Origin of the sequence: Streptomyces sp. NRRL F-5123, from assembly GCF_000721495.1 — a bacterium.
GTDB lineage: Bacteria > Actinomycetota > Actinomycetes > Streptomycetales > Streptomycetaceae > Actinacidiphila.
On record NZ_JOHY01000004.1, the window covers coordinates 183,765 to 203,703 of the forward strand.

The 19,939-nt window shown below is 74.6% G+C and carries 19 protein-coding genes; 14 read left to right on the forward strand and 5 right to left on the reverse strand.

Going from position 1 to position 19,939, the window contains the following annotated elements:
- The first annotated feature begins 135 nt into the window (after nt 1–135).
- Nucleotides 136–867, forward strand: coding sequence for a dethiobiotin synthase (gene bioD, locus IH54_RS0105890; RefSeq protein ID WP_031513471.1), 732 nt, complete (start codon nt 136–138; stop codon nt 865–867).
- On the opposite strand, the gene IH54_RS0105895 is transcribed toward bioD, so the two are convergent.
- The 3 genes from IH54_RS0105895 to IH54_RS0105905 form a co-directional block, all read right to left on the reverse strand.
- Nucleotides 840–2,138 (reverse strand): MFS transporter, encoded by a 1,299-nt coding sequence (locus IH54_RS0105895; RefSeq protein ID WP_063762223.1) that lies wholly within the window; start codon nt 2,136–2,138, stop codon nt 840–842. The two genes, bioD and IH54_RS0105895, sit on opposite strands and share 28 nt — an antisense overlap.
- A 342-nt stretch (nt 2,139–2,480) precedes the next feature.
- On the reverse strand, nt 2,481–2,858 hold the full coding sequence (locus IH54_RS0105900; protein WP_031513475.1) for a hypothetical protein: 378 nt from the start codon (nt 2,856–2,858) through the stop codon (nt 2,481–2,483).
- Nucleotides 2,855–3,082 (reverse strand): hypothetical protein, encoded by a 228-nt coding sequence (locus IH54_RS0105905; RefSeq protein ID WP_031513477.1) that lies wholly within the window; start codon nt 3,080–3,082, stop codon nt 2,855–2,857. Before IH54_RS0105905 ends, IH54_RS0105900 begins: the two co-directional genes overlap by 4 nt.
- A gap of 137 nt (nt 3,083–3,219) precedes the next feature.
- Here IH54_RS0105905 and IH54_RS0105910 point away from each other — a divergent pair, with 137 nt between their 5' ends.
- From IH54_RS0105910 to IH54_RS0105920, 3 genes are all read left to right on the forward strand, one after another.
- Nucleotides 3,220–3,657, forward strand: a complete 438-nt coding sequence (locus tag IH54_RS0105910; RefSeq protein WP_063762225.1) for a GNAT family N-acetyltransferase — start codon at nt 3,220–3,222, stop codon at nt 3,655–3,657.
- Nucleotides 3,658–3,743: 86 nt separating this feature from the next.
- Nucleotides 3,744–5,075 (forward strand): hemolysin family protein, encoded by a 1,332-nt coding sequence (locus tag IH54_RS0105915; protein ID WP_031513481.1) that lies wholly within the window; start codon nt 3,744–3,746, stop codon nt 5,073–5,075.
- Nucleotides 5,072–6,088 carry a hemolysin family protein gene (locus tag IH54_RS0105920; RefSeq protein ID WP_031513483.1) on the forward strand — a complete coding sequence of 339 codons (1,017 nt, stop codon included), beginning with the start codon at nt 5,072–5,074 and terminating at the stop codon, nt 6,086–6,088. Before IH54_RS0105915 ends, IH54_RS0105920 begins: the two co-directional genes overlap by 4 nt.
- A gap of 18 nt (nt 6,089–6,106) precedes the next feature.
- Here IH54_RS0105920 and IH54_RS0105925 read toward each other — a convergent pair whose 3' ends face one another.
- A complete protein-coding gene (locus tag IH54_RS0105925) occupies nt 6,107–6,817 on the reverse strand; it encodes an SDR family NAD(P)-dependent oxidoreductase (RefSeq protein WP_031513485.1) in 711 nt (236 codons plus the stop codon).
- A 103-nt stretch (nt 6,818–6,920) separates the two neighbouring features.
- On the opposite strand from IH54_RS0105925, the gene IH54_RS0105930 reads away from it, so the two are divergent.
- The 5 genes from IH54_RS0105930 (at nt 6,921) to IH54_RS0105950 (ending at nt 12,150) form a co-directional block, all read left to right on the forward strand.
- Nucleotides 6,921–7,760: a helix-turn-helix transcriptional regulator gene (locus IH54_RS0105930; RefSeq protein ID WP_031513487.1), complete on the forward strand. Its 840-nt coding sequence runs from the start codon at nt 6,921–6,923 to the stop codon at nt 7,758–7,760.
- A gap of 70 nt (nt 7,761–7,830) precedes the next feature.
- Nucleotides 7,831–8,787, forward strand: a complete 957-nt coding sequence (locus IH54_RS0105935; RefSeq protein ID WP_078861976.1) for an SGNH/GDSL hydrolase family protein — start codon at nt 7,831–7,833, stop codon at nt 8,785–8,787.
- 44 nt (nt 8,788–8,831) lie between these two features.
- Complete coding sequence (purB, locus tag IH54_RS0105940; RefSeq protein ID WP_031513490.1) at nt 8,832–10,265, forward strand: adenylosuccinate lyase; 1,434 nt, start codon at nt 8,832–8,834, stop codon at nt 10,263–10,265.
- Nucleotides 10,262–10,864 (forward strand): G/U mismatch-specific DNA glycosylase, encoded by a 603-nt coding sequence (gene mug, locus IH54_RS0105945; RefSeq protein WP_078861977.1) that lies wholly within the window; start codon nt 10,262–10,264, stop codon nt 10,862–10,864. The genes purB and mug overlap by 4 nt, the downstream gene beginning before the upstream one ends.
- A gap of 128 nt (nt 10,865–10,992) precedes the next feature.
- Nucleotides 10,993–12,150 carry an ROK family protein gene (locus IH54_RS0105950; RefSeq protein ID WP_031513495.1) on the forward strand — a complete coding sequence of 386 codons (1,158 nt, stop codon included), beginning with the start codon at nt 10,993–10,995 and terminating at the stop codon, nt 12,148–12,150.
- Between the two features lie 70 nt (nt 12,151–12,220).
- Here the strand turns inward: IH54_RS0105950 and IH54_RS0105955 are convergent, their stop codons facing one another.
- Complete coding sequence (locus IH54_RS0105955) at nt 12,221–12,982, reverse strand: GntR family transcriptional regulator (protein WP_031513497.1); 762 nt, start codon at nt 12,980–12,982, stop codon at nt 12,221–12,223.
- Between the two features lie 258 nt (nt 12,983–13,240).
- Here IH54_RS0105955 and IH54_RS0105960 point away from each other — a divergent pair, with 258 nt between their 5' ends.
- From IH54_RS0105960 to IH54_RS0105980, 5 genes are all read left to right on the forward strand, one after another.
- Nucleotides 13,241–13,987 (forward strand): SDR family oxidoreductase, encoded by a 747-nt coding sequence (locus IH54_RS0105960; protein ID WP_031513500.1) that lies wholly within the window; start codon nt 13,241–13,243, stop codon nt 13,985–13,987.
- Nucleotides 13,988–14,238: 251 nt separating this feature from the next.
- The gene (locus tag IH54_RS0105965) at nt 14,239–15,702 is read left to right on the forward strand and encodes an NCS2 family permease (RefSeq protein ID WP_031513502.1); all 1,464 of its coding nucleotides are present in this window, start codon (nt 14,239–14,241) and stop codon (nt 15,700–15,702) included.
- Between the two features lie 311 nt (nt 15,703–16,013).
- Nucleotides 16,014–16,574: a GNAT family N-acetyltransferase gene (locus tag IH54_RS0105970; RefSeq protein ID WP_052397114.1), complete on the forward strand. Its 561-nt coding sequence runs from the start codon at nt 16,014–16,016 to the stop codon at nt 16,572–16,574.
- A 57-nt stretch (nt 16,575–16,631) separates the two neighbouring features.
- A complete protein-coding gene (locus IH54_RS0105975) occupies nt 16,632–17,972 on the forward strand; it encodes a GNAT family N-acetyltransferase (RefSeq protein WP_420711710.1) in 1,341 nt (446 codons plus the stop codon).
- Between the two features lie 204 nt (nt 17,973–18,176).
- Nucleotides 18,177–19,868, forward strand: coding sequence for a DUF885 domain-containing protein (locus IH54_RS0105980; RefSeq protein WP_031513509.1), 1,692 nt, complete (start codon nt 18,177–18,179; stop codon nt 19,866–19,868).
- Nucleotides 19,869–19,939: the final 71 nt, after the last annotated feature.

A 19,939-nucleotide genomic window follows, 5' to 3' on the forward strand; every position in this document is an offset into this window, starting at 1 on the left:
CGGTCGGGTGAAAACCTGCCGGAAGCCGGATGGGAAGGGCGCGGCGGGGCAGGGTGCCCCGAGCCGCGGGAGAATCCGGGGCCGCCGGGGGGCGAGCGGAACGGGCGCAGGACGACGAGGAACGGAGCGACACCCATGGCCATCGTGGTCATCACCGGTACGGACACCGAGGTCGGCAAGACGATGGCGACCGCGGCGGTGGCCGCCGCGTCGCTGGCGCAGGGGCTGAGCGTGGCCGTGCTCAAGCCCGCACAGACCGGGGTGGCCGAGGGCGAGCCGGGCGACGCGGCGGAGGTGGCCCGCCTCGCGGGCGCGGTCACCGCGGTGGAGCTGGCCCGCTACCCCGAGCCGCTGGCGCCGGCCACCGCCGCGGCCCGCGCGAAGATCCCGGCCGTCGGGCCCGCGGACATCGCGGAGGCCGCGGCCAAGCTGTCCGCCGTCCACGACGTGGTGCTGGTGGAGGGCGCGGGCGGGCTGCTGGTCCGCTACGACGAGAAGGGCGCCACGCTCGCGGACGCCGCCGCGCTCATCCGCGCCCGGGTGCTGCTGGTGGCGCAGCCGGGCCTGGGCACGCTCAACGCCACCGCGCTGACCGCGGAGGCGCTGGGCGCGCGGGGGCTGAGCTGCGCCGGGGTGATCTTCGGCAGCTGGCGCGGCGAGCCGGACCTCGCCGAGCGCTGCAACGTCGCGGACGTCCCGGAGGTCGCGGGCGCGCCGCTGCTCGGAGCCCTGCCGCAGGGGGCCGGCGCGCTGTCCCCCGCGGCCTTCCGCGCAGCGGCGCCGGAGTGGCTGGCGCCGCAGCTGGGCGGCACCTGGGACGGGGAGGCCTTCGCGCAGGTCTACGCGGCGCCGCCGTTCGCCCCGTGAGCCGGGGGGCGGGGCCGGGCACGGCCGCCGCTCGCACCGCCGTGGGAACCCTGTGCGTCGGCCGTCTGGATGCGGACGGCTCGGGCGCGGACCACGAAGGGCCGGGAGAAGACGGTGACGGCGACGGAGACGGCGGCCGCAAAGGTGATGGCCGTGCCGGACGCGAAGTGCTGGGCAATGCCTCCGGCGATCGCGGCTCCGATACCCTGCCATGTCATCCGGCCGGCGGATTCAACTCCCTGGACCTGGCCGCGGACCGGATCAGGGGTCAGCTCCAGAAGCTGCTCCTGGAGCGGCAGGGTGGCAGCGAAGCCGGCACCGGCGACGAACGCCGCGGCCGTCGCCACCAGCACGGGCGGGTGGACGGCGAACAGCAGGTAGGGGGCGGCGAGCAGCAGTCGCAGGACGAATGCGTAGCGGCGTCGCTGCTCGGCGGTGAGCAATCGTCCGACCGCAAGGTCACCGAGGAGCATGCCTGCCGATCCGGCGGCCAGGAGGACGCCGGCGTGCTGGGGGGCGTAGGAGATGAACAGGGCCTCGCAGCCGACGATCAGACCGTTGGGGACCCACAGGTTCAGCAGCAGCGCGCGTTGGCCGGAGTGGGAGAAGAGCTCGATGTTCGTCGTCCAGGTCTGACGCAGTCCGGGGCGACGGGTCAGACGGATCGAGCGTTCCCGGACCGTCACCGCCACAATGATCAATCCCCCGCCGGTCAGGGCTGTCGCGACGGCGAAGACCTCCTGCGGGCTCAGGTACCGCAGCAGTACGGCACCGATGGCGTAGCCGAGGACGGCCATGCCTCCCGAGGTGATGTTCATCAGCGAACGTGCCAGTGCGTAGGTGGAGGTCGGCACCACCTCGGCGAGCAGCCCCATCCGTGCGCCCGTTCCCAGGGACTGGAAGAACCCCAGTACAAGGAGCAGACCGAACCGGGCGGTGAGCGGCAGCCCTGGAACCGCCTGGGCGGCAACACCTACGAGCGAGAAGCACTGGAGTGCGACGAGGGTCCGGCGAGGACGGCTCCCGTCCGCGACCGACATCAGCGTCAGCGCACCGAGTACCGTCGCGAAGGTGGCGCCGTACATACTCACAGCGGTCAGGAACGGGGACTTGGTCTGCTGGTTGACCAGCGTCCCGAGTGCGAAGCCCGACAAGGTGCTCGCGGCGACCGTCAGGGTGAAGCCGGCGTACAGGCCGACGAATTCACGGTTGCTGAGCAGGTCACGGTAGGTGGTGGGAGGTGTGCCGGAGGCAGATGTGTCAGAAGGCATGAAAAAAGCCTTCGCGTGCACCCAACCTGGGGCGCCGAAGGCTGACTCGTGGATCATAGCGCGTGCCCCAGCCGCATCGGACCGGGGAGACGCGGACGCGGACGCGCACCGGTCACGGCAGCACCGCACAGTGACCGGCGGCTGTCGCCAGGTGCGAGCAGACCGGGCAGCTCCCAGCCCGTCCCCGGCCCGCGCACGGCGGTGCGCTCACCGAGCAGAGCACGGGCCTGGCCGTAGGAGAGTCGGGCCAGGCCGGTGTCCGGGCACACGTCGCGCGGCGGGGTCGCCGGCGACGGCGGGGGCTTGGCGCCGGTCTTCGTTCCGGTGTCCCGCAACCCCCGCTCAGGCCGGGACGGTCCAGGCGCGCAGTTCCTCGGCGATGCGGTCGACGCCGACCGACTCGTCCTTGACCAGCCGGGCCAGGTCGCGCACCTGCTCGGGGGTGGTGGTCACGTGCTGCCCGCCGGCCACCAGGTAGGCGTAGGCGACGGCGGTGGCGAAGAGCGCGTTGGAGCGTTCGAGGGCGGGGACGTGCAGCAGCAGCTGGAGCAGCGAGGCGGCGCGGACGTGGTCGTCGGGGTAGACGGGCACGCCGAATATCTCGGCCTTGTGCCGGCCGACGGCCGCGACCAGCGCGCCCCAGTCGGTGACCAGGGGGTCGCCGGGGGTGTTGTGCTCGGCGACCATCAGCAGCCACGCCAGGTCGATGTTCAGGCTCAACGCGAGCTCGTGTCCCTGTCGCCGAACTCCTCCGCGAAGACCGCCTCGTACTCCTTCATGAAGTCCGCGGCGGCCTGGACGAACGCCCTGCCGCTCTCGCCCTCGTCCCGCCGGACCAGTTCCTCGATGTAGCGGTTCACGCTCATGCCGCGCTGCGAGGCGCGTTCCCGCGCGGTCTCCGCGGTGGCTTCGTCCACCCGCACGTTCAACTGGGTCTTGGCCATGGCACCACGCTAGCGCCGCGGCGCTAGTAGCGGCAAGGCCGTCGCCGGCCCGCGCTGCCGACCGTCCGCCCGTCCCCCGCGCGCCGGCCGTCTCGGATACCGGAATTGCGGGCCGGGAGCGGCGGGCCGGTGGTGGGATGCCGGGCATGAGCACTCCCCTGATCAGGACCGCCGTCCCTGCCGACGCGAGCGGCGTCCTGGCCTTCTGGCGGGTGGCCGCCGAGGGCACCAGCATCACCGACGACGAGGCCGGGGTCGCCCGGCTCATCGCCACCGACCCGGGCTCGCTGCTGCTCGCCGAGCGCGACGGGGAGCTGGTGGGCACGGTGATCGCCGGCTTCGACGGATGGCGCTGCCACCTCTACCGGCTGGCGGTGCACCCCGGTGCCCGCCGCCAGGGCGTCTCGCGGGTGCTGCTGGACGCGGCCGAGGAGCGCTTCCGGGAGCTGGGCGGGCGGCGCGGCGACGCGATGGTGCTGGAGCGCAACGAGCGCGCCCACCACGCCTGGCGGGCCGCGGGCTACGCGCCCGAGCCGCACTGGCGGCGCTGGACCAAGCCGCTGCGCCGGGGCTGAGCGGCCGGCGCCCGGCCCGGGGCCCGTACGGCGCACGCGGGGTGCGCGGCCGGGTGCGGTGGCAGACGATGGGGGCGAGGTGTCCGATGACCGAAGCACTGCTCCTGCTGCTGGCCCTGCTCCTCAGTCTCGCCTGCGGTGTCTTCGTCGCGGCGGAGTTCTCGCTGACCACGATCGAGCGCGGCGAGGTGGAGCGCGCCGCGCGGGAGGGCGAGCGGGGCGCGGCGGCGGCGCTCGCCGGGGTGCGGTCGCTGACCGTGCAGCTGTCGGGCGCGCAGCTCGGCATCACCGTCACCGGGCTGATCATCGGCATGCTGGCCCGCGGCTCGATCGCGGAGCTGCTGCGCGGCCCGCTGCGCGCGGCCGGGGTGGGCGGCGGCGCCGCCTCGTCGCTGGCGCTGGTGCTGGGCACGGCGGTGTCGACGGTGGTGCTGATGGTGGTCGGCGAGCTGGTGCCGAAGAACTGGGCGATCTCCCGGCCGCTGCCGGTCGCCAAGGCGGTCGCGGGTCCGCAGCGCGCCTTCACCAGCGCGTTCGGCCCGCTGATCCGTCATCTGAACAACACCGCCAACCGGGTGCTGCGCCGCATGGGACTGGAGCCCGCGGAGGAGCTGGCCTCGGCCCGCGGGCCGCAGGAGCTCAAGGCGCTCGCCCGGCACTCGGCGAAGGCGGGCGCGCTGGAGCCGGACTCCGCGGAGCTGTTCGTCCGCACGCTGGGCCTGGCCGACCTCACCGCGGAGAACGTGATGACGCCGCGGGTGCAGGTGACGGCGCTGGAGGCGCGGGCGACCGCCGCGGACGTCGCCAACGCCACGCGGGCCACCGGGCTGTCCCGCTTCCCGGTCTTCCGCGGCACCCTCGACGCGGTGATCGGCACCGTGCACATCAAGGACGTGCTGGCCGTGCCCGCCGGCCGCCGCGCGCACACTCCCGTCACCGACCTGCTGCGGGACGCGCTGCTGGTGCCGGAGTCGCTCGCGGTGGACCGGCTGCTGGACCGGCTGTCGGGGGCGCGCGCGATGGCGGTGGTCATCGACGAGTACGGCGGCACCGCGGGGGTGGCCACCCTGGAGGACATCGTCGAGGAGGTGGTCGGCGAGGTGCAGGACGAGCACGACCCGCTCCAGCAGCCCGACCTGCTGTTCGTCCGCGAGGAGCCGGACGGCCGGCGCACGTACCGGGCGGACGGCGCGACGCGCACCGAGGACCAGCTGGTGCGGATCGGGCTGCGGGTGCCCGACGGCCCGTACGAGACGCTCGCCGGCCTGGTCGCCGAGCGGCTCGGCCGCATCCCTGAGCGCGGCGACAGGCTCCGGCTGGACGGCTGGCTCGTGGAGGTCGAGGACGCCTCGGGGCACCGGGCGGCGCGGGTGCGGCTGGTGTCCCCGCCCCGCGAGTCGGGGGAAGCGCGCCGATGACGGTGGTCCAGCTGCTCGTGGGGCTGCTCACGCTGGTGGTGAACGCCTTCTTCGTCGGCGCCGAGTTCGCGCTGATCTCGGTGCGCCGCGACCAGGTCGCCGCCGGCGCGGAGGAGGGCGACCGGCGGGCGGTGCGCGTGCTGTGGGGGCTGGAGCACCTGGCGCCGCTGCTGGCCGCGGCGCAGCTCGGCATCACGGCGTGCACGCTGGTGCTGGGCATCGTCGCGGAGCCGGCCATCGCGCACCTGCTGGAGCCGGTGCTGCACGCCGCGGGCGCGCCGGACGGGGCGATCCACGCGATCGCCTTCGTCGTGGCGCTGGCGCTGGCGACGTACCTGCACATGCTCTTCGGCGAGATGGTCCCGAAGAACATCGCGCTGGCCGACCCGGTGCGCTCCGCCCTGCTGCTCGGGCCGCCGCTGGTGGGCTTCACACGCGCGCTGCGGCCGGTGATCTTCGGGATCAACGCGCTGGCGAACGCGGGGCTGCGGCTGCTGGGGGTGGAGGCGCGCTCGGAGGTGGCCGCGGTCTTCTCGGACGACGAGCTGGCTGCGATGGTCGCCGACGCGGGCGCCGCGGGGCTGCTGGACCAGCGGGCCACCGGGCGGCTGCGCGAGGCGCTGGACCTGGGGCGCAGACCGGTCCGGGAGATCGTGCTGCCCGCGGACCAGGTGGTGCGCGCGTCGCTGGGCATCACCCCGGACGGGCTGGAGGCGCTGGCGGCCCGCTCCGGCTTCTCGCGCTTCCCGGTCGCGGACGGCGACGGGCGCGTGCTCGGCTACCTGCACGTCAAGGACGCGCTGGACGCCGAACCGCGGGACGCCGCCTTCCCGCCCTCGGCGCTGCGCCCCGTCACCCGGGTCGGCGCGGCGACCCCGCTGGACGACGTGCTCACGGCGATGCGGGCGGCCAGCGCCCACCTCGCGGCGGTCGTGGACGCCGACGGGCGCGGGGTGGGGCTGGTCACGATGGAGGACGTGCTCAAGCGGCTGGTCGGCCCGGGCCGGGCGTGAAGTCGGCCCCTGGGCGCGTCACCAGGGCAGCGGGCCCTCGGCGTCGAAGAAGCCGCCGGTGGGGCCGTCGGGCCCGGTCTGCGCCATCCGCACGATGATCTCGGCGCCCTGCTCGACGCTCTGCCCGCCGTGCTTCCCGTTGAGGTCGGTCGCGGTGTAGCCGGGCTCGACGGCGTTGACCCGTATCTGCGGGAAGGCCTTGGCGTACTGCACGGTGAGCATGTTGACCGCGGCCTTCGACGCCGGGTAGGCGACGCCGGGGTAGGCGTACGCGTGTGTGCCGGGCTCGCTCATCCGGGCGAGCGAGGCCAGGCCGCTGCTGACGTTGACGACGACGGGGGCGGCCGACCGGAGCAGCAGCGGCAGGAAGGCGCGGGTGACGCGGACGATGCCGAAGACGTTCGTGGCGAAGGTCCCGCTCATCATCTCGGGGGTGAGGTCGGCCGCGCCGGTGACGGTGCCGTCGGCGGCCATCTCCTGCTGGATGCCGGCGTTGTTGACCAGTACGTCGAGGCCGCCGGCCGCCTCGATCTCCTTGGCCGCGGCCGCGACCGACGCGTCGTCGGTGACGTCCAGCTGCACGGCGGTGGCACCCACGGCCGCCGCGGCGGCCCGGCCGCGCCCGGCGTCCCGGGAGCCGAGGTAGACGGTGTGGCCCGCGGCCACCAGCCGGCGGGCGGTCTCGCGGCCGAGGCCCTTGTTCGCTCCGGTGATCAGTATCGCTGTCATGCCCCCACGGTGCGGCGGCGCGGGCCCGGGCTGCCAGCGCCCCCGGCTTCCTGGGACCGGCAGTACCAGGACGGACGGCCGGGCGCGGTGCGACAGTGGGGGCATGGCGACCACGGAATTCGGGCACACCCTGCGGCGCTGGCGCGACCGGGTCTCCCCGGAGTCGGCCGGGCTGGCGACCGGCGGACACCGGCGCGCGTCGGGGCTGCGCCGCGAGGAGCTGGCGATGCTCGCCGGGATCTCCGTCGACTACATCACGCGGCTGGAGCAGGGCCGCTCTGCCAACCCCTCGGAGCAGGTCGTCGAGGCGCTGGGGCGCGCGCTGCGGCTGTCCGGGCCCGAGCGCGAGCAGCTCTTCCACACCGCGGGCCTGGTGCCGCCGGGCCGCGGGACGGTGCCCGCGTACATCCCGGCGAGCGTGCAGCGGCTGCTGGACCGGCTGGCGGGCACGCCGGTGGCGGTGTCGGACGCGGCCTGGACGCTGCTGCTCGCCAACCCGCTGCACAACGCGCTGATGGGCGAATTCCACGGCAAGGAGCGCAACGCGGTGTGGCGGCACTTCCTGGGCCAGGGCAACCCCCGGGTCGTGCACAGCGCCCGGTCGCTGGCCACGCTGGAGGCCACGCAGGTCGGCGCCCTGCGTACGACCGCCGCCCGCTTCCCCGCCGACCAGCGGCTCAAGCGCCTCATCGCGGAGCTTCGGGCGAACAGTGAGCGCTTCGCCGAGCTGTGGGAGTCGCGCGAGGTGGGCGAGCACGACGGGTCGCGCAAGACCGTCGACCACCCGGAGCTGGGCCTGATGACGCTGGACTGCGACCTGCTCAGCGTGGAGGGCAGCGAGCTGCGCATCATGGTCTTCACCGCGGAGCCGGGCACCGAGGACGCCGAGAAGCTCGCGCTGCTGTCCGTCATCGGCACCCAGAAGCTGACCGGCACCCCGTAGCGCGTCCGCCGTCGGGAGCGGACCCCGTGACGCAGGTCCCGCCGGGCCCGGCGGATAGGATCGCGCCGCGATGGAAAGCGACACGACAGACACCCGCGCGGAGACCTCCGCGGACGCGGGCCCGGGTATCCCCGCAGGCCCGGACACGGACACGGACGCCGCTGCGGAGACCGACCGGCCGGCGGACGCGGCCCCCGGTCCGTACCGCAGCTTCGTCGCCCTCGGCGACTCCTTCACCGAGGGCATGTCCGACCTGCTGCCCGACGGCAGCTACCGCGGCTGGGCCGATCTGCTCGCCGCACGCCTGGCGGAGCTGCCGGGCGCGGCGGCGGGCGGCACCGGCTTCCGCTACGCCAACCTCGCGGTGCGCGGCAAGCTGATCCGGCAGATCGTCGAGGACCAGGTGGACGCGGCGGCGGCGATGCGCGCCGACCTGGTCACCCTGGTCGGCGGGCTCAACGACGTGCTCCGCCCGGGCTGCGACGTCGACGCGGTGTGCGCGCACCTGGAGGACGCGGCCGGACGGCTCGCCCCGTCCTGCGGGCAGCTGGTGCTGATGCGCAGCCCGGCCCGCCGCGGCCCGGTCGCCACCCGCTTCCTGCCGCGCATGGAGCAGCTGTTCGCCTTCGTCGACGACCTCGCGGCGCGGCACGGCGCGGTCGTGGTCGACCTCTACGGGGCCGAAGTGCTGGGCGATGCGCGGATGTGGGGCGAGGACCGGCTGCACCTGACCGCGGAGGGCCACGAGCGGGTCGCCGAGGCGGTGTGGCAGGCCCTCGGGCTGCCCGCGCGGGGAGACTGGCGGGCGCCGCTGCCGCTCCCGGTGCGCCCCGGCTGGGCCGCCCGGCGCCGCGCCGACGCATCCTTCACCCGCCGTCACCTGCTGCCGTGGATCGGCCGCCGGCTGACCGGCCGCTCGTCCGGCGACGGCCGTCCGGCCAAGCGTCCCGAACTGCTCCCGTACGGCCCGGCCGCGCCCTCGCCCGAACCGCCGGCGGCGCCGCTGCCGTCCGAGGCCGGGCACTGACCCGGCGGGACCGGCGGCGGGCCCGCGACCAGTAGAATCTCCACGTGACAGCCAAGCCGCGTATCCCGAACGTCCTCGCCGGTCGCTATGCCTCCACGGAGCTGGCCGCCCTGTGGTCCCCCGAGCAGAAGGTGGTGCTCGAACGCCGGCTGTGGCTGGCCGTCCTGCGCGCCCAGGCCGACCTCGGCATCGAGGTGCCGGACGGGGCCGTCGCCAACTACGAGCGGGTCCTGGAGCAGGTCGACCTGGGCTCGATCGCCGAGCGCGAGAAGGTCACGCGGCACGACGTGAAGGCCAGGATCGAGGAGTTCAACGCCCTCGCCGGGCACGAGCAGATCCACAAGGGCATGACGTCCCGCGACCTGACCGAGAACGTCGAGCAGCTGCAGATCCGGCTGTCCCTCGAACTGGTGCGGGACCGCACGGTCGCGGTGCTGGCGCGCCTCGGGCAGCTAGCCGGGCAGTACGCCGAGCTGGTCGTGGCCGGCCGCTCGCACAACGTGGCGGCGCAGGCCACCACGCTCGGCAAGCGCTTCGCGACCGCGGCCGACGAGCTGCTGGTGGCGTACGAGCGGGTCGAGGACCTGATCGCCCGCTACCCGCTGCGCGGCATCAAGGGCCCGGTCGGCACCGCGCAGGACATGCTGGACCTGCTGGGCGGCGACAGCGGCAAGCTCGCCGAGCTGGAGCAGCGCATCGCCGCGCACCTGGGCTTCGGGCGCGCCTTCACCTCCGTGGGCCAGGTCTACCCGCGCTCGCTGGACTACGACGTGGTCAGCGCGCTGGTGCAGCTCGCCGCGGCCCCGTCGTCCACCGCGAAGACGATCCGGCTGATGGCCGGTCACGAGCTGGTGACGGAGGGCTTCAAGCCCGGCCAGGTCGGCTCGTCGGCGATGCCGCACAAGATGAACACCCGGTCCTGCGAGCGGGTCAACGGCCTCATGGTGATCCTGCGCGGCTACGCCTCGATGACCGGCGAGCTGTCCGGCGACCAGTGGAACGAGGGCGACGTCTCCTGCTCGGTGGTGCGCCGGGTCGCGCTGCCGGACGCCTTCTTCGCCTTCGACGGGCTGCTGGAGACCTTCCTGACGGTGCTGGACGAATTCGGCGCCTTCCCCGCGGTCGTGGCACGCGAGCTGGACCGCTACCTGCCCTTCCTGGCCACCACCAAGGTGCTGATGGGCGCGGTGCGGGCGGGCGTCGGCCGGGAGATCGCGCACGAGGCGATCAAGGAGAACGCGGTGGCCTCCGCGCTCGCGATGCGTGAGCAGGGCACCGAGCGCAACGAGCTGCTGGACCGGCTCGCGGCCGACGGGCGGATCCCGCTGGACCGCGCGGAGCTGGACGCGCTGATGGCCGACCGGCTGTCCTTCACCGGCGCGGCAGCCGGGCAGGTCGCCGAGGTCGTGCGGAGGATCGAGGACGTCGTCAAGGCGCGTCCGGAGGCGGCGGCCTACCGCCCGGGGGCGATCCTCTGACGTCCGCGCCGGCCGTGCCGCCCAGGCCGCCCGCGCCGCCCACACCCTCGGCGCAGGAGCTGGCGGCAGCCCGCGGCCGCACGCTGGAGGACGTGATCGGGCCGGGCCTGCAGGTGCTGTTCTGCGGGATCAACCCGGGGCTGATGTCCGCGCACACCGGCCACCACTTCGCCCGGCCCGGCAACCGGTTCTGGCCCGCGCTGCACGCCTCGGGCTTCACCCCGCGCCGCTTCGCGCCCGCGGAGCAGGCGGAGCTGCTCGGCCTGGGCCTGGGAGTGACGAACGTGGCGGCGCGGGCGACCGCGCGGGCCGACGAGCTGAGCCGCGAGGAGCTGGTCGAGGGCGGGCGGCTGCTCGCGGCGAAGGTCGCCGAGCACCGCCCGGCGTGGCTGGCGGTGCTGGGCGTCACGGCCTACCGGGTGGCCTTCGCCGAGCCCCGCGCCCAGGTCGGCCCGCAGCAGCGGACGCTGGGCGGCACCAGGATCTGGGCGCTGCCGAGCCCCAGCGGGCTCAACGCGCACTGGACGCCCGCGGCGCTCGCCGCGGAGTTCGCCCGGCTGCGCGCCACGGCGCCCGCGCTGCCCGCTCCGCGCGACTGACGGCACGTCAGCACCCGACCGGACACGACGGGGACGACGGCACCCAAACGTAACGGAACCGCACTCGCCGCGTAGCCCTGCGCCCGGTACGATCCGCCACACACAGGCACAGGCTGGGAGGACATACGTTGGGGCGACTCACCGGCGGGGACCCGTCCCTGCTCAGGCGGATCAACTCCGCGGTCGTCCTGCACGCCCTGCGCGGGGCGCAGACCCCGACGCTGACCGAGCTGGTGCACAGCACCGGCCTGTCCCGGCCCACCGTCGAGGGCGTCATCGAGGGCCTGACGGAGTCGGACCTGGTGGTGGAGGTCGGCCCGGAGGCCGGCGACGCCCGCAAGCAGGGCCGCCCCGCGCGGCGCTTCCGCTTCCACGCCGAGGCCGGGCACCTGCTGGGCATCGAGATCGGCGCGCACCAGATCCGCGTCGTGCTGTCCGACCTCGGCGGCCAGGTGCTGGGCTCGCACGGCCGGGACGTCGACGAGGGCGCGAGCGCCGACGACCGCCTGGAGCGCGTCCGCGGCACCGTCGCCGAGCTGCTGCGCAAGGCGGGCGTCGCGCGCAGCACGCTGTGGGCGGTGGGCGTGGGCAGCCCCGGCATCGTCGGGACGGACGGCGAGGTGCGGCTGGGCACCGCGCTGCCCGGCTGGACCGGGCTGCCGCTCGGCGAGCGGCTGCGGCGCTCCTTCCGCTGCCCGGTGCTGGTGGAGAACGACGCGAACGTGGCGGCGGTGGCCGAGCACTGGAAGGGCGCGGCGGTCGGCACCGACGACGTCGTCTTCGTGCTGGCGGGGCTCAGCCCCGGCGCGGGGTCGCTGATCGGCGGACGGCTGCACCGCGGCTTCGGCGGCGCCGCGGGCGAGATCGGCGCGCTGCACCTGCTCGGCCGCGAGGCGACGCCCGAGCACCTGCTGTCGACCACCGGCGAGCCGCTGCACCCGCTGGACGAGCCCGCGGTGACGCGGGTCTTCGCGCTGGCCCGGCAGGGCGACGCGCAGGCCACCGACGCGGTGCAGCGCTTCCTGCACCGGCTGGTGCACGACGTGGCGGCGCTGGTGCTCGCGATCGACCCGGAGCTGGTCGTGATCGGCGGCTGGGCGGCGGGTCTGGACGGCATCCTGGAGCCGCTGCGGGCCGAGCTGGCCCGCTACTGCCTGCGCACTCCGCAGGTGGTGCTGTCCGCGCTGGGCCAGGAGGCGATCGCGACGGGCGCGCTACGGCTGGCGCTGGACCACGTCGAGGAGCAGCTCTTCACCGTCCAGCAGACGTCGATGGCGGTGCGCTGACCGGGCAACGCGCGAGGGCCTGCCTCCCCCGGCCGGGGGAGGCAGGCCCTCGCGCGCGGCGCGTGACGGGTCAGGATGCCTGGCGGGCGACCTGCTGGTGGTGGGTGACCTCGAAGGCGCCCGCGTCACCGAAGGTGAGCTTGCACGTGTCGGCGCGGTAGGTGGCCAGCGACACGGCGGCGACCCGGCCGCCCGCGTAGTAACGCGAGGTCACGACCAGGACCGGGGCGCCGGGGAGCCGGTCGAGTTGCTTGGCGTCGTCGGCCCGGGCCGAGCCCAGCTCGACCGAGCGGTCCTCGCCGTCCAGCGACAGCGCGTGCAGCTCGCGCAGGACGGCGGGGGCGTGCGCGGCGGGCGTCAGGTCGGCGGGCAGGCCGGGCACGGACGCGCGCGGTACGTACAGCAGCTCGGCGGCGACCGGCTGGCCTCGCATCACGCGCGCCCGGCGGACGGTGTGCACGGCCTCGTCCGCCTCGGTGCCGAGCAGCGCGGCGACCGGCGCGGGGGCGACGGCCTCGACACACCCGGCGGTCTCCCACGCGTCCCGCCCGGCGCCGGGCCACACGCCGGCCGACGGGCCGACGGACACACCCATCCGCGGCGGGGCGACCGTGGTGCCGACGCCGCGGCGCCGCTGCAGCCGGCCTTCCAGTTCGAGCTGTTCGAGCGCCTGGCGGAGCGTCGCGCGGGCGACACCGAAGCGGGCGGCGAGGTCGCGCTCGTTCGGCAGGATCTCACCGACCTCGAACTCGGAGTCGAGCGCGTCGTTGAGCACCGTCTTGAGATGCCAGTACTTCGGCTCCGGCACCGATTCGAGCTGCGTGGTCCCCACCCTGTCCTCGCAATCAGCCATCAGCCCAAGGCTTGTTCAGCCTTGTTTCCTAACCACTGTTTATTAAAGGTCCTTGCACTACTAAGGACGATAGAGCGGGCCGTCACCCTTGGTCAAGACCAATCCTCGAACCGGCACAGGCGTCCAGGAAGGGGATATGTCCAGTGTTCATACGATGTTGACGGGGTGCTGCGATAGTGTTCGTGATCATCGAGCGGCGCCTGGTGCCGCACGGCGGCACGAGGGAGCGGACGGCCGATGGACGAGGTCACGCTGGTCACCGGGGGCAGTCGGGGTATCGGCGCGGCGGTCGCGCTGCGGCTGGCCGCGGCCGGCCACCGGGTGGGCATCGGGTACGAGCGGGCCAAGGACGCCGCCGAGGACGTCGCGCGGCGCATCCGCGAGCAGGGCGGCACGTGCCTGCTCTTCCAGCTCGACACGAGCGACGCCGGCCAGGTCGACGGCTTCTTCGACGCGGCCAGGGAGCAGCTGGGCGCGGTCACCGGGCTGGTGAACAACGCGGGGATCACCGGGCCGCTCGGCCGCTTCACCGAGACGCCGGTCGAGGTCATGCGCCGGGTGGTGGACGTCAACCTGATGGGCGCGCTGCTGTGCGCCCGGCGCGCGGCGCTGGAGATGTCCACGCGCTACGGCGGCGAGGGCGGCGCGATCGTCAACATCTCCTCGGGCGGGGCGACGCTCGGCAGCCCGGGCGAGTACGTGCACTACGCGGCGAGCAAGTCGGCGGTGGACGCGCTGACGGTGGGCCTGTCGAAGGAGCTGGGTCCGGACGGGGTGCGGGTCAACTCGGTGCAGCCGGGCATGGTGGTCACCGACATCCACGCCGCTATGGGCGACCCGCAGCGGCCCTGGCGCAATCCGGAGCGGGTCCCCATGCGCCGCCCGGGCCAGCCGGAGGAGATCGCCGGCGCGGTCGCGTGGCTGCTGTCACCGGACGCGTCCTACACGACGGGCGCGGTGCTGCGGATCGCCGGCGGCCTCTGAGCGGTCGCACCCGGCGGCCGGGGTGCGCACCGCGGGGACGGTGCGTCGCGGACGCGGCGGGGTGTGTCGCAAGTGTTGACCTGAGCATGGCTGAAACCCGACGGTGATACCCGGTAACACCGCGGCAACCTGCGGCTGCCCGCATCCCGGGACAATCCGTGGGTCCCGCGCGGCGCCCGTGCCCACCGGCGCGCCGCCGCGCGTACCCGCCCCCGCTCGTCGCACTACCCACTCGCACGCAGAGGAGCACCATGCCTGGACCCGTCGTGGACACCGCCAAGCCGCTGTCGGGACCGCCGCCGGGTGGCGGCACCTTCCTCGACCGCTGGTTCCGAATATCGGAGCGCGGTTCGACCCCGGTGCGGGAGCTGCGGGGCGGCCTGGCCACCTTCTTCACGATGGCCTACATCCTGGTCCTCAATCCGATCATCCTGTCCGGGGCGACCGACAAGTTCGGCCACCACCTGTCGGCCGCTCAACTGGTCACCGCCACCGCACTGGTGGCCGCGGTGATGTCGGCGGTCATGGGGGTCGGCGGCAACCTGCCGCTGGCAGTCGCCGCCGGGCTCGGCCTGAACGCCGTCGTCGCCTTCCAGCTCGCGCCGAAGATGAGCTGGCCGGACGCCATGGGGCTGGTGGTCCTGGAGGGCGCGGTCATCTGCGTGCTGGTGGCGACCGGCCTGCGCGAGGCGATCATGAACGCGATCCCGCTGCCGATCAAGCAGGCGATCAGCGTCGGCATCGGCCTGTTCATCGCCTTCATCGGCTTCGTCGACGCCGGGTTCGCCAGCCGCATCCCTGACGCCGCGCACACCACCGTCCCCGTGCAGCTCGGCGCGACCGGATCGCTCACCGGCTGGCCGGTGCTGGTGTTCTGCCTCGGGGTGCTGCTGACGGTCGCGCTCGTCGCACGGCGGACGAAGGGCGCCATCCTGATCAGCATCGTGGTGATGACCGTCGTCGCGATCGTCGTCAACAAGATCGCCGATCTGCCGGACGGCGCATGGGGGCTGACCGCGCCGAAGGTGCCGCACGACGTCGTCGACACGCCGGACTTCGGGCTCGTCGGCCACTTCAGCCTCTTCGGATCCTTCTCCGAGGCAGGCGTGGTGACGTCGGTGCTGTTCATCTTCACCCTGGTGCTCTCGGACTTCTTCGACGCGATGGGCACGATCGTCGGCATCTCCAGCGAGGCCGGGCTCCTCGACGAGCGGGGCAGGGTGCCGAACATCGGCCGGGTGCTGTTCATCGACGGCCTCGCGGCCGCCGCGGGCGGCGCGGCCTCCGCCTCGTCCAACACCGCCTACGTCGAGTCGGCGGCGGGCGTCGGCGAGGGTGCGCGCACGGGCCTGGCCAGCGTCGTGACCGGCGCGCTCTTCGCGGTGTCGCTCTTCCTCGCGCCGCTCGCGGCCGTCGTGCCCTCGCAGGCGGCGGCGCCCGCGCTCGTCGCGGTGGGCTTCCTGCTGATGGCGCAGGTGCGCAACATCGACTGGACGCAGTACGACATCGCGATCCCGGCCTTCCTGACGATCGCCGCGATGCCCTTCACCTACAGCATCACCAACGGCATCGGGGCGGGCTTCGTGTCCTTCGTCGCGATCAAGCTGGCGCTCGGGAAGGTGCGGGAGATCCACCCGCTGGTGTGGGGCGTGTCGGTGTGCTTCGTCGTCTACTTCGCGATCGACCCGCTCCAGCAGCTGCTGGGCGTGAAGTAGCGCCCGCCGCCCGTCGCTTCGGCCCCTCCCCGGCGCGGGGGCCCGCTCCGCGCCGCGCCCGCCCGAGGAGGGGGCGGGCAGGCGCGGGGCGGTCGCGGCGCCCCGACCGGGACGGGGGCGCCCGGTCGGGGCAGCTGGCCGGGCCGGTGCCGCGCACCGGCCCGTACTGTCACAACTCCCGCCATCGCACCGGAGTTCCCGCCACCGGACATTTCCCCCGCCTCTTCGCGGGCCTTCTCACCCACGGGCCGGGGGTGTCCGGGAGTGCGCGTAGATTCCCCGGAGACGGATGAGGCAAGGGAGGACCTGGTATGACCACCGACTTCGCCGGACCGGCGGTGCCCGCGGCGGACGGCGCCCCCGCGCTGTCCCTGCGCCCCTGGGCCGCGGACGACGCGGAGGCGCTGGCGCTCGCGCACCAGGACCCCGGGATGAAGCGCTGGCTCGCGACCGGCATCGACGGCGTCGCCGAGGCGCGGCAATGGATCGCGGCGCAGGCCGGGGGCTGGGCGGACGGCACGCGGTACGCCTTCGCCGTGCTGGCGCAGGAGGACGGGCGGCTCCTGGGCCATGTCGCGGTCAAGCGCAAGGCGGCCGGGGACGCGTCGGCGGAGATCGGCTACTGGACGGTGGCCGCCGCGCGCGGCCGCGGCATCGCCCCGCGGGCGGTGCGCGCGGTCACCGGCTGGGCCCTCGGCGGCGGCCACGACCCGCTGCTGACCCGGTTGGAGCTGCTGCACGCCGTGGACAACACCGCGTCCTGCCGGGTGGCCGCGAAGTGCGGTTTCGCGCTGCACGCGGAGCTGGACCCGTACCCGCCGCAATTCCCGCAGCCCGGGCACCTGCACGTCCGCGGGCCCGCCGCGGGCTGAACCGCCGTGCGGGCGGGGCGTGGTGGGTGAGGCGGGGCGGGGCGGGCGGTCGCTTCGATCGGTTTCGTACCGTCAACGGGCGGCAATGAAGGGAAAGGGCCGGTTGACCGAGAAGATCCGTCCTTTACCGTCTGGTCACGGCATGTTCGTGATCGCGCAACACGGCTTCGCCATTGTAGGCGTATGCCACATTCGACGCCTGAGCCCCCACCCGGAGCCGCGACCCGGTTCCGGCTGTGGCCGCTCGCCCGCCGTTCCCGCCCGACGCGCGGCGCCGGAGCCGCACCGGCGGCTCCCGCCGCCCCGGTGCCGGAGGTCCGCACCGAGGCCGCGCTGTGGCGGCTGCGCACCACCGTGCGGGACACCCCCGGCAGCCTGGCCGCGGTGTGCGCGGCACTCGCCGGCGCCCGCGTGGACATCGTGACCCTGCAGACCCACCCGCTGGCCGAGGGCACCGTCGACGAGTTCCTGCTGCGCGCCCCCGGCGGCACGGCCGGTCCCGAGCTGGTGCGTCTGGTGGAGGGCGCGGGCGGCACGGACACCTGGCTGGAGCGGGCCGACACGCACGACCTCGTCGACACCCCGGCGCAGGTCCTCGCGCTCGCCACCCGTACGGCGCTGGACCCCGCCGAACTCCCGCTGGCGCTGCGCCAGCTGTTCGGGCGCTGCACCGTGACCGCGGCCCCGGCCGCCCCGGGTGTCGAGCCCGTGGAGGCGCTGGAACCCGCCATGATGCAGCTGCTCGACCCGTCCGGCGGCACGCTGACCGTACGGCGCGCGCACCCGCCCTTCACGCCCACCGAATTCGCCCGGGCCCGTGCGCTGGTGGAGCTCGACGCGCGGCTCGGCGTGCGGACGCCCGCGGCCCGGCGGGCCCGCCCTCTCGCCTCGGGCGACGAGCTGACGGTGCGCCGGGCGGGGCCCGAGGACCACGAGGCGGCGCTCGCGATGCACGCGCGCTGCTCCCCCGCGACGCTGGCCCGCCGCTACCACGGCCCGGTCCAGGACGCCGACCGCTACCTCGGCCATCTGCTCAGCCCGCGCTTCGGCCAGTCGCTGGCCGTCGAGACCGCGTCCGGCCAACTGGTGGCGCTCGGCCACCTGCTGTGGGACGGCGAGGAGAACGAGGTCGCGCTGCTCGTCGAGGACGGCTGGCAGCGCCGCGGCATCGGCGGCGCGCTGCTGCGCGGGCTCGTCGAACTCGCCGCGGAGGCGGGGCGCTCCAGCGTCTACGCGGTGACGCGCGCGGCGAACCCCGGGGTCGCGGGGGTCATGCGGGAACTCGGTCTGCCGCTCGACTACCAGGTCGAGGACGGCACGCTCGTCGTCACCGCGGCCCTTCCCGCCTCGCCGGACCGTCTGCCGTGGAGCACACTGCGCCGCCCGGCGGGGGGCTGATCCGCTCCGCGAGGTTCGGCTCGCCGTCGCCGGCGCGACCGCTCCGTGGGGATCGCGCCGGCGGCGGGAATCACGAACTTGCGGCCGTTCGGGGCCGGGCGCTCACTTCCTCGCGCGTCCGGGGGACCGGGCGCGGGGATCTTGCGGTGACGAGGGCCGCGGGGACGGTGGCGATCGGCGGGGAGTTCGTACGAAGATGGCCGCATGTCCAATCTGACCAGCACCTCGCTTCCACGGGAGGTCGCCGACGCGTATGTCGACGACCTCATCGAACTCGACCCGCTGCTCGGCACCTACCTCGGTGTCGCCAGTGCCGCCCGGCGGCTGCCGGACTTCTCGCCCGCCGGGGCGGACCGGCTCGCCGCGCTGAACCGGCGGACGCTGGAGCGGCTGGCCGCGGCCGAGGCGGTGGACGGGGCGGGCAGCGGGGTGGAGCGGCGCTGCGCGCGGCTGCTGCGGGAGCGGCTCACCGCGGACCTCGCGGTGCACGCCGCCGGCGAGCACCTGCGGACGGTGAGCAACCTCAACTCCCCCGCGCACTCGGTGCGGGAGGCCTTCACGCTGATGCCCACCGAGACCCCGGAGCACTTCGCCGACCTGGCCGCGCGGCTGCGCGGCGTGCCGGCCGCGCTGGAGGGCTACCGGGCCTCGCTCGCCGAGGGGCTGTCGCGCGGGCTGCCGGGCGGGCCGCGCCAGGTCGAGACGATGGTCGTGCAGTTCGGCGAGTGGGCGGGCGAGGGCGGCGAGGGCGGCAGCTGGTTCGCCGAGCTTGTCGCCGAGGGCCCGCAGGACATGCGCGCGGAGCTGGACGCGGCCGCCGCCGACGCCACCGCCGCGTACGCCGCGCTGCGCGACTGGCTGCGCGACGTCTACGCGCCCGCCGTCGCCGGCACGCCCGATGCCGTGGGCCGCGAGCGGTACGCGACCTTCTCGCGTATGTGGAACGGCACCGACCTGGACCTGGACGAGGCCTACGCGTACGGCTGGTCCGAATACCACCGGCTGCACGCCGAAATGGTCGCCGAGGCCGCGAAGATCCTTCCCGGCAAGGACCCGTGGGAGGTGCTGGCCCACCTCGACGCGCACGGCCAGGCCGTCGAGGGCGTCGACGAGGTCCGCGAGTGGCTCCAGGCGCTGATGGACGAGGCGATCGAGGGCCTGGACGGCACCCACTTCGACCTGGCCGACCGGGTCAAGAAGGTCGAGGCGCGGATCGCCCCGCCCGGCGGCGCCGCGGCCCCGTACTACACCGCGCCCTCCGAGGACTTCACGCGGCCGGGCCGCACCTGGCTGCCGACGATGGGCCGGACCCGCTTCCCGGTCTTCGACCTGGTGTCCACCTGGTACCACGAGGGTGTGCCGGGCCATCACCTGCAGCTCGCCCAGTGGGCGCACGTCGCGGGCGACCTCTCCCGCTACCAGGCGACCGCGGGCCTGGTCAGCTCCAACGCGGAGGGCTGGGCCCTCTACGCGGAGCGGCTGATGGACGAGCTGGGCTTCCTGTCCGACCCGGAGCGGCGGCTGGGCTACCTGGACGCGCAGATGATGCGCGCCGTGCGGGTGATCATCGACATCGGCATGCACGCGGAGCTGGAGATCCCGTCCGACTCGCCCTTCCACCCGGGCGAGCGCTGGACACCGGAGCTGGGCCAGGAGTTCTTCGGCCGGCACAGCGGCCGGCCGGCGGCCTTCGTCGAGAGCGAGATCGTCCGCTACCTGGGCATGCCCGGCCAGGCGATCGGCTACAAGCTCGGCGAGCGCGCCTGGCTGCTCGGCCGCGAGGCGGCGCGGGCCGCGCACGGCGACGCGTTCGACCTGAAGGCGTGGCACATGGCGGCGCTGTCGCAGGGCTCGCTGGGCCTGGACGACCTGCTCGCGGAGATCTCGGCGCTGTAGCGCGTACGCGGTGGTGGCGCCCGGCCTGCCCGGCCGGGCGCCACCACCGTCCCCAGCACTCCTCCCTGCTC

What these genes read in the sequence shown, in the direction of transcription:
- bioD (WP_031513471.1), top strand. Translation starts at nt 136, where the DNA reads ATGGCCATCGTGGTCATCACCGGTACGGACACCGAGGTCGGCAAGACG.
- IH54_RS0105895 (WP_063762223.1), bottom strand. Translation starts at nt 2,138, where the DNA reads ATGCCTTCTGACACATCTGCCTCCGGCACACCTCCCACCACCTACCGT.
- IH54_RS0105905 (WP_031513477.1), bottom strand. Translation starts at nt 3,082, where the DNA reads ATGGCCAAGACCCAGTTGAACGTGCGGGTGGACGAAGCCACCGCGGAG.
- IH54_RS0105910 (WP_063762225.1), top strand. Translation starts at nt 3,220, where the DNA reads ATGCCGGGCATGAGCACTCCCCTGATCAGGACCGCCGTCCCTGCCGAC.
- IH54_RS0105915 (WP_031513481.1), top strand. Translation starts at nt 3,744, where the DNA reads ATGACCGAAGCACTGCTCCTGCTGCTGGCCCTGCTCCTCAGTCTCGCC.
- IH54_RS0105920 (WP_031513483.1), top strand. Translation starts at nt 5,072, where the DNA reads ATGACGGTGGTCCAGCTGCTCGTGGGGCTGCTCACGCTGGTGGTGAAC.
- IH54_RS0105925 (WP_031513485.1), bottom strand. Translation starts at nt 6,817, where the DNA reads ATGACAGCGATACTGATCACCGGAGCGAACAAGGGCCTCGGCCGCGAG.
- IH54_RS0105930 (WP_031513487.1), top strand. Translation starts at nt 6,921, where the DNA reads ATGGCGACCACGGAATTCGGGCACACCCTGCGGCGCTGGCGCGACCGG.
- IH54_RS0105935 (WP_078861976.1), top strand. Translation starts at nt 7,831, where the DNA reads ATGGAAAGCGACACGACAGACACCCGCGCGGAGACCTCCGCGGACGCG.
- IH54_RS0105960 (WP_031513500.1), top strand. Translation starts at nt 13,241, where the DNA reads ATGGACGAGGTCACGCTGGTCACCGGGGGCAGTCGGGGTATCGGCGCG.
- IH54_RS0105965 (WP_031513502.1), top strand. Translation starts at nt 14,239, where the DNA reads ATGCCTGGACCCGTCGTGGACACCGCCAAGCCGCTGTCGGGACCGCCG.
- IH54_RS0105970 (WP_052397114.1), top strand. Translation starts at nt 16,014, where the DNA reads ATGACCACCGACTTCGCCGGACCGGCGGTGCCCGCGGCGGACGGCGCC.
- IH54_RS0105980 (WP_031513509.1), top strand. Translation starts at nt 18,177, where the DNA reads ATGTCCAATCTGACCAGCACCTCGCTTCCACGGGAGGTCGCCGACGCG.